The organism is Pseudomonas frederiksbergensis (assembly GCF_003732705.1).
In the GTDB taxonomy this organism is placed as follows: domain Bacteria; phylum Pseudomonadota; class Gammaproteobacteria; order Pseudomonadales; family Pseudomonadaceae; genus Aquipseudomonas; species Aquipseudomonas frederiksbergensis_F.
Genome location: NZ_MOBR01000003.1, coordinates 22857 through 29970, shown reverse-complemented (window position 1 = coordinate 29970; position 7114 = coordinate 22857). Strand labels below are relative to the sequence as shown.

The following is a 7114-nucleotide window of genomic DNA, read 5'->3' as shown; positions in this document are numbered from 1 at the left end:
CCTGTTACCGCCGTGAAAGGGCGGTGTCCTAGGCCACTAGACGAAGGGGACACGCTAACTGAAACACATGGTGTGTATTTCAGTGCCCAAATCCGCATCCGAAGATGTCGGTTCTGGTTTCACTCAGCCCTGCCCGAAAGCAACGCTGTTTAAAATTGGAGCGGGAAACGAGACTCGAACTCGCGACCCCGACCTTGGCAAGGTCGTGCTCTACCAACTGAGCTATTCCCGCATATGGCGTCCCCTAGGGGACTCGAACCCCTGTTACCGCCGTGAAAGGGCGGTGTCCTAGGCCACTAGACGAAGGGGACACACGTACAACATTCACTCCCTACCGCGTTTCGCTGTGTGCTTTACGCTGTAAGTGGCGCGCATTCTATGGATGGATTGAGGGGTCGTCAACCCCCTGATATAAATTTATTTAAATCAATGACTTCGCCGTGCTTTGAGAGGCGAATCCGGGTTTTCCGTCGCCCGGTGTTTGACGCCTATATTCTGTCACCCGCCAAGGCGCTATAGTCCACCCACGCCCCAGGTGATGGCAATGTGCACCTCGCACGCTGTTACTTATATAAGCGGGGTCACGGCCGATATAAGTAGAGTCGTGGCCGATCCAACTCGTCGAGCGGCCCTATGCGCCCCCAGGCCAAGCCACTACACTCGCACGCGAACCCTATAAAGAGGTCTTACCGGTGACACCACTCATGATCACCCTGCTAGTTGTAGCCGGGATCGCACTATTGATCGCCATTGGCTACATGAACCATGTGGTGGAAAACAATAAGCTGGAAAAGGCCCGTACCAAGGTTGAACTCAACGATCGCCTGCGTCGCTGCGGCGAAATCACCGAGACCTTCCCCGGCCAGTTGATGACGCCAGCGCTCAAGCTGCTGCTGACTCGCCTGGAGCTGAACGTCTGCCAGCGCCTGCTGCACATTGAAAAAACCAATGCCTCGGTCAAGGCTCGAATTGCCGAACTGAGCACGTTGGTCGCCCAGGGCGAATCGATCCCGGTCAACAACCCGCCGGCACCGATCCAGACCGAAGCCAAGGCCAAGGACGTGCGCTTCCTGCTCGAAGCCCTGCATGGCCAAATCACCCGCGCCGCACAGGACGGCTTCCTGCCGACCAATGAAGCCAAGCGCTGGATCCGCGAAGTTCGCCACATCCTGGTGCTGCTGCACATCGAGTTCTTCAACAACCTCGGCCAGCACTCCCTGCAACAGAACCAGCCCGGCCAGGCTCGCCTGGCGTTCGAACGCGGCGTGCAGTATTTGCGCAAGCAGCAGGAACCGCAGGTTTATGCTGAACAGCTGGAATACCTGGAAAAACTTCTGGCACGGGCTAATGCCCAAGTCATGGACCAAACTGCCCCGGCGGAAGGCGAGGTCAACCAACTGACCGAAGGGCTGAAAGACGTTGAGGCTGATGCCGACTGGAAGAAGAAAGCGATTTACGACTGATCGGCACAGACAAAGAAGCCACCGGAACCGGTGGCTTTTTTTTGCTTTGGATTTGAAGATCAAAAGATCGCAGCCTTCGGCAGTTCCTACAAATCGATCGAGTACATTCGAGAGGGATTGGTCGGCTGTCGGGCCGCCTTCGCGGGCAAGCCTCGCTCCTACAGTTTGATTGAGTACATCCGGGAGGGGTTGGTCGGCTGTCAGGACGCCTTCGCGGGCAAGCCTTGCTCCTACAATTTGAGCGAGTACATTCGGGAGGGATTGGTTGGCTGTCAGGCCGCCTTCGCGGGCAAGCCTCGCTCCTACAATTTGAGCGAGTACATTCGGGAGGGATTGGTTGGCTGTCGGGCCGCCTTCGCGGGCAAGCCTTGCTCCTACAGTTTGATTGAGTACATTCGGGAGGGATTGGTTGGCTGTCAGGACGCCTTCGCGGGCAAGCCTTGCTCCTACAGTTTGATTGAGTACATTCGGGAGGGATTGGTTGGCTGTCGGGCCGCCTTCGCGGGCAAGCCTTGCTCCTACAATTTGAGCGAGTACATCCGGGAGGGATTGGTCGGCTGTCAGGCCGCCTTCGCGGGCAAGCCTTGCTCCTACAAAATCAAAAAAAGAAGCAAAGCGGCGTACACCGCCCCGCCCCTCACCACTCATTAGGCCGAGCGTTAGCTCGCCTGCTTTTGATCTTGCTCTACCGCCCCTTCGGGAGGCCGAGTGGAGGTTCTGCGCAGTGGGCAGCCCGGCATGGATGCCGGGCTAGCCGCCCCCGGCCATGGATGGCCGATGGCGGCGGGCCCACGGAGCAGGACCGGAGCGAGGGAACGCCGAGCCTAAGCGAGGGGCCGGACGCTCGGGGCGAGACCTTTTGGTTACTTTTGGCTGGGCCGGCATTCCGGGCGTTTGCCAAAAGTGACCCGCTGTAAGAGCGGAACCTTAAGCAGCCGTTACCGCAGGAATGGATATGTACACAAAGCACCAAGAACCTGGTCGACCCGAAGGTCGCCAAGTCAAAGGCGGAAGTGCCCAACCATCCCTTTCAACTCAATCCCCAACTGCGCCAACTCAATACTGGACGCAGCATTCCCCTGCATCGCCAACGAAGACTGATCCGCACTCGCCCGAATACTCGTCACACTGCGATTAATCTCCTCAGCCACCGAACTCTGCTCCTCGGCAGCCGCCGCAATCTGCTGATTCATCTGCTGAATCAACGACACCGCCGCCGCAATACTCCCCAGCGCACTCTCAGTCTGCAGCGCATCACTCACCGCCAGCTTCACCAACTCACCACTGTTCTGAATCTGCTGCACCGACGACTGCGCCGCCGAGCGCAAGGCACTGACCAGCCGCTCAATCTCTTCGGTCGATTGCTGAGTACGCTTGGCCAACGCCCGCACCTCATCAGCCACCACCGCAAACCCCCTGCCCTGTTCCCCCGCCCGCGCCGCCTCAATGGCCGCGTTCAGCGCCAACAAATTAGTCTGCTCAGCCACACTTTTGATCACACTGAGCACCGTACCAATGTTCTGGATCTCAGCACTCAAGCTTTCAATGCTGGAACTGGCTGACGTAGCCGAATCCGCCAGTTGCTCGATCCGCGCCATGCTCTGGCGCACCACCTGCTGACCGCTCTCGACCTTATCGTCCGCAGTCTGCGCCGCCGTAGCGGCCTCCTCGGCATTGCGGGCAACGTCATGCACGGTGGCAGTCATCTGGTTCATCGCCGTAGCGACCTGCTCGGTTTCTTCCTTCTGGCTGCTGACTTCCAGGTTGGTCTGCTCGGTCACTGCCGACAGCGACTGCGCGGAACTGGCCAACTGCTCGATACCCGCCTGCAAACCACTGACAATGCTGCTGAGCCCGGCGCCCATCTGCTGCATCGCCAGCATCAACTGGCCGATTTCATCGCGACGGGTCACCTCAACCGTCGCACTCAAATCACCCGCAGCAATCTGCTGGGCGACCCGGATCACACTGCGCAGCGGTGCCACGATCAAGCGGGTAATCACCCACGCCGCGATCAGCCCGACCAACAGTGCCAGCGCCGAAGAGCCAATGATCAACAGCGAATTCTTTTTCAGCTCGACCTGCATCGCCCCGTCTTCGGCCACATAGGCCTGATCCACCCGTGCCACCACTTGGGCGGCGCGCTGGTGCAGCTGCTCGTAGACCGTTTTTTCCTGGGCCAGCAGCCCGGTGTACTCGGCAAGTTTTTCGCTGAAACTGGCGATGTGGCCGGTCACTTCGTTGAGGACGGTCTGGTAGCCCTCATCCTTGACCGTGGTTTTCAACTGCTCGGCCTGGGTCAACGCCTGATCGGCCTGCTCGATCTTGCCCTTGCCGGCGCTGTCGTCATCGCCCTTGCGGCTCTGGTCGAGACGCACGCGGGCCTCGTTCATGGCCTGCAACATCAGCCGCGACACCTGACTGACCTGATTGGCCTGTTCGATGAATTGCGCACCATCCTTGCCTTCGGAGTCCTTCAAGGTATAGGCGCCATCATCGGCGAGGCCAGCCTGCAACACGTCAAGGTTGTTGGCCACGCTGGACACCGACCAACTGGCCATTTCCAGCGCCAGGTCCTTGGCCTGGGTCAGCGAGACAAATTCGTCAAAGGCCTTGCGATAGGCGCCGAGCGACTGCTCGACATCGTTCATCACCGGCACATTGGCCGCCGATTGCGCCTTTAACTGGGTCGCCAAAGCGACAAGCGCATCAACCCCCTGACGCAGGGCATCGGCGGTTTTCGGGTTGCCGTGCAAAGCGTATTCCTGCTCCAGCAAGCGCACCTTGAGCAAACCGCTGTTGAGCGACGACATCTGCTTGAGCCCATCAAAGCGTTGACTGATGGTTTGCAGGGACCATACGCCAATGGCTGCCACCAAGGCTGTCAACAACAGCACCAGGACAAACCCGATGCCCAGTTTTTTCGCCATACCGAGGTTGGCAAAACGTCCTTGCACGGCCGAAATCATTGCTCGTAGTCCCCTGCCATAGTCTGTAGATAGAGATTCGCAACGGGCCTGTGCCAGCACAAGTCTCTGGCGTCGGAATAATGGCAAAAAGCTACGCCCACGTCGTTTTCAGAACGTTTTAGGTCGATTCGAAGCAGCGCACTGGAAAAACCGGCGAGCCCGCGGATCACAGGCATAGGCCACATTGATTCGCTGCCAGTCGTCGGCCTTGCCGGTCGGACTGAATGCCGTCGGGGAAGACAGCAGGACACCGCAACGTCGTGCCTGCGTCCGCATCTGAGCGTAGTCGGACATTGGCGATCGCGCCCAGATGAACAAGCCGCCGGCAGGTTTGCCGAACACCTCCCATTCGGTGTCTTCAAGCACCTGCAACGCCGCGGCCCTGTCGATGTTCAAACGCTGGCGCTGGCGCTGTACCAACTTGCGATAGGCGCCGGTGGCCAACAAACTGGCCAGCACCGATTCGCAAAACCGTGACCCGCCCATGCTGCTGATCATCTTGACCTCGGCCAGCCGTGCAATGAGCCCGTCGCCGGCCACCACAAACCCCACGCGCAAGGAACTGCTGAGGGTTTTCGAGAAACTGCCGACGTAGATCACCCGGCCGTCGTCGTCCAGCGCAGCGAGCCGTGTGCCGGGAGCATTGTGCAAGTCCGCATAAACGTCGTCTTCGATCACCAGCAGACCATGGGTCTTGCTCAGTTCCAAAACCCGTTGCGCCACCGCGGGCGTCACGCAACTGCCCGTGGGGTTGTGGTGGAAGCTATTGATGAATAGCGCGCGAGGGCGATGCTCGATCAATACACGTTCGAGCACGTCCGTGTCAGGCCCTCGCGGGGTGCGTGGCACTTCAAGCATGCGAACACCGTGCAGCCTGAGCAAATCGAACAGCTGTGAAAAACCGGGGCTTTCCACCACCACGCAATCTCCGGGCTTGAGCAACGTACGCACAATCAGGTCGATCCCGTGGCTCGCGCCCGCCGTGGTCAGGACCCGACTTTCGTCGGCCTCGATATTGAGTGGTTTCAAGCGTTTGAGGATCTGCTGGCGCAAGGCGAGCAGGCCCAGCGGCGTGCTGTAGTTGAACAGACCGGCCATGTCGGTGCGGGCTACCTGGCGGATGGCGTAGCTGAGGTCGTCCGTCTCGCGCCAGCTTTCGGGCAGCCCGCCACACCCCAGCATCAGTTCACCCGACAAACTGTCAGTGCACCCCGTTTGCATCAGCTCTGCGCCTTCGAACCGGGGAAGATCCCACGTATCCGGAGCAACCGGCGCCGTCGCGGCGACAAAGAATCCCGAACCGGGACGCGACGCCAGAACCCCTTGGGCGACGAGGCGCTCACAGGCTTCGACGACACTGGATTGGCTGAGCAAATTGAGCCGCGCGATATGCCGCACGGAAGGCAAACGTGTCGCGGGCGGCACTTCGCTTTGACGGATCCAGCTCGCCAGTCCGTCGACGATTTGCTGTACGACGGGCACCATTGCCTGTCGATCAATTCTCAATTCCATGAGCAAGCAAACTCCTGTCCATTTTGCTGACAGCAGTTAATCACAGGAGGACAGATTCGGCTGTGCGACAACGCCGTCAAAAACGGCGGTTCTAACCATTTGAAACACATTCCCTGCGGCTCGCCACACACCCATGTGGGAGCGAGCCTGCTCGCGAAAGCGGTTTGACATTCAACAGTTATGTCGCCTGTCAGGCCGCTTTCGCGAGCAAGCTCGCTCCCACATGGATTGGGTTAACAGATTTCAGAAAGCAGTGACGCCACCATCCACGGCCAGGGAATGGCCAGTGGTGAAGGCCGCACCGTCGCTGCACAGGTACAACACGGCGCTGGCGATTTCCTCGACCTTGCCGATGCGGCCGACCGGGTGCATCGCGTTGGCGAACTCAGCCTTCTTCGGGTCGGCCTCATAGGCTCGACGGAACATGTCGGTGTCGATCACCGCCGGGCACACCGCATTCACGCGGATCTTTTTCTTGGCGTATTCGATGGCTGCCGATTTGGTCAGGCCGATCACCGCGTGCTTGGAGGCGGCATAGATGCTCATCTTCGGCGCCGCCCCCAGGCCAGCCACCGACGCGGTGTTGACGATCGCGCCGCCGCCCTGGGCCAGCAGCAACGGCAATTGATACTTCATGCACAGCCAGACGCCTTTGACGTTGACGCCCATGATTGCGTCGAACTCATCCATTGTGCCGTCGGGCAGTTTGCCTTTTTCGATTTCGATACCGGCGTTGTTGAAGGCATAGTCGAGACGGCCGTAGGTATTGATGACCTCGTCCATCAGATGTTTTACCTCGCTCTCCACGGTGACGTTGCAACGCACGAAGGTCGCTTCGCCGCCCACCGTACGAATCAGCGCCACCGTGCCCTCGCCCCCCGCCGTGTCCAGATCGGCGACCACCACCTTCAACCCTTCAGCCGCAAAAGCCTGGGCGGTGGCGCGGCCAATACCATTGGCGGCGCCGGTCACAACGGCTACCTGGCCGGAAAACGTCATGCTCATTGTTCTGTCCTCGAAGAGAAGGTCGCGGGGGATCGCGTGCTGGCAGTCTATCCACGGGGCATTGCGCGCGGCAGCACTATCAGAAGGCCGGTTGAGTGCCCATGAGTCACAGTGATAGAGGCGCCCGAGTCATTATCACTGCACTGGATCGGCCTGCATTCGCCG

The 7114-nt window shown here is 59.6% G+C and carries 5 protein-coding genes, 2 tRNA genes and 1 pseudogene; 2 read left to right on the top strand and 6 right to left on the bottom strand.

Annotation, left to right across the window (positions count from 1 at the left end):
- Positions 1–156 precede the first annotated feature (156 nt).
- Both BK667_RS02110 and BK667_RS02105 read right to left on the bottom strand, forming a co-directional pair.
- Positions 157–232 (bottom strand) — tRNA-Gly (locus BK667_RS02110).
- A 3-nt stretch (positions 233–235) separates the two neighbouring features.
- Positions 236–311, bottom strand: a tRNA-Glu gene (locus BK667_RS02105).
- 393 nt (positions 312–704) lie between these two features.
- On the opposite strand from BK667_RS02105, the gene BK667_RS02100 reads away from it, so the two are divergent.
- The gene (locus tag BK667_RS02100; RefSeq protein ID WP_123596674.1) at positions 705–1463 is read left to right on the top strand and encodes a hypothetical protein; all 759 of its coding nucleotides are present in this window, start codon (positions 705–707) and stop codon (positions 1461–1463) included.
- Positions 1464–1493: 30 nt separating this feature from the next.
- Positions 1494–2114 (top strand): hypothetical protein, encoded by a 621-nt coding sequence (locus BK667_RS02095; protein ID WP_123596673.1) that lies wholly within the window; start codon positions 1494–1496, stop codon positions 2112–2114.
- Between the two features lie 350 nt (positions 2115–2464).
- On the opposite strand, the gene BK667_RS33920 is transcribed toward BK667_RS02095, so the two are convergent.
- From BK667_RS33920 to BK667_RS02080, 4 genes and pseudogenes are all read right to left on the bottom strand, one after another.
- Complete coding sequence (locus BK667_RS33920; RefSeq protein WP_375538749.1) at positions 2465–3328, bottom strand: methyl-accepting chemotaxis protein; 864 nt, start codon at positions 3326–3328, stop codon at positions 2465–2467.
- Positions 3326–4393 (bottom strand): annotated as a pseudogene (locus BK667_RS33915) (HAMP domain-containing protein); the annotation flags it as partial. The pseudogene BK667_RS33915 and the gene BK667_RS33920, both read right to left, overlap by 3 nt.
- Positions 4394–4540: 147 nt before the next feature.
- The gene (locus BK667_RS02085) at positions 4541–5944 is read right to left on the bottom strand and encodes an aminotransferase-like domain-containing protein (RefSeq protein ID WP_123510014.1); all 1404 of its coding nucleotides are present in this window, start codon (positions 5942–5944) and stop codon (positions 4541–4543) included.
- A gap of 243 nt (positions 5945–6187) precedes the next feature.
- Positions 6188–6949, bottom strand: a complete 762-nt coding sequence (locus tag BK667_RS02080; RefSeq protein ID WP_123596672.1) for an SDR family oxidoreductase — start codon at positions 6947–6949, stop codon at positions 6188–6190.
- Positions 6950–7114: the final 165 nt, after the last annotated feature.